The organism is Fructilactobacillus sp. X2R5C3, from assembly GCF_059901325.1.
Window position 1 is genome coordinate 1 of the sequence record NZ_JBWXUY010000065.1, and the last position, 238, is coordinate 238.

General features: G+C 67.2%; 1 protein-coding gene. It reads right to left on the minus strand.

The window, feature by feature from the left end; genetic code table 11:
* A partial coding sequence (locus AC6UDE_RS07180) for a Mu-like prophage major head subunit gpT family protein (RefSeq protein ID WP_500697061.1) occupies positions 1-238 on the minus strand: 238 nt, incomplete at both ends.

A 238-nucleotide genomic window follows, 5' to 3' on the forward strand; every position in this document is an offset into this window, starting at 1 on the left:
CTCATGCGGTCCTTCGAGACCTGCACGGTGTCCTCGAAGGTCCGGTTCTTGAGGCGGTAGCTCGCCTCCGAGAGGGCGTTGAGCACGCGCTCGCCGAGCCACTCGCGCACCGCGGGGATCTGCTGGATCCACGCGTGGACCTCCTCGTCGGTGTCCGAGGGCATCTCCGTGGCGATGGACTTCCACCAGGGCTGCCCGTACTCGTCGAGGAGGTTGGAGAGGCCGTCCTGAAAGGCGG